Genomic DNA, 448 nt, shown 5'->3' on the forward strand with positions numbered 1-448 from the left:
TCAATATTCATTGGCGAATATTCATTTCTAAACTCTAACAGTAGAAACAGTTAATGGTGGAGCCAAACGGGATCGAACCGTTGACCTCCTGCGTGCAAGGCAGGCGCTCTCCCAGCTGAGCTATGGCCCCATAACAAAATTGGTGGGTCTGGGCAGATTCGAACTGCCGACCTCACCCTTATCAGGGGTGCGCTCTAACCAACTGAGCTACAGACCCAATTTCGAGCGCGTAACTGATTAGCTAAGAGCTATCAGCTTGGAGCTTAAAGCTGCTTCTATCGTCTTCTTCAATGAATCAAGCAATTCGTGTGGGAACTTATGGAGCAGCTGATGTCGTCGATTAAGGAGGTGATCCAGCCGCAGGTTCCCCTACGGCTACCTTGTTACGACTTCACCCCAGTCATGAATCACACCGTGGTAACCGTCCCCCCGAAGGTTAGACTAGCTA

2 tRNA genes and 1 rRNA gene are annotated in these 448 nt (G+C 49.8%); all 3 read right to left on the reverse strand.

Features of this window, described 5'->3' with window-relative positions:
• Positions 1-54 precede the first annotated feature (54 nt).
• Positions 55-130 (reverse strand) — tRNA-Ala (locus HX869_RS31135).
• Between the two features lie 10 nt (positions 131-140).
• Positions 141-217, reverse strand: a tRNA-Ile gene (locus HX869_RS31140).
• 124 nt (positions 218-341) lie between these two features.
• Positions 342-448 (reverse strand): 16S ribosomal RNA (locus HX869_RS31145); the annotation flags it as partial.

The sequence above is a fragment of the Pseudomonas sp. P7779 genome (genome assembly GCF_013386315.1).
GTDB lineage: Bacteria > Pseudomonadota > Gammaproteobacteria > Pseudomonadales > Pseudomonadaceae > Aquipseudomonas.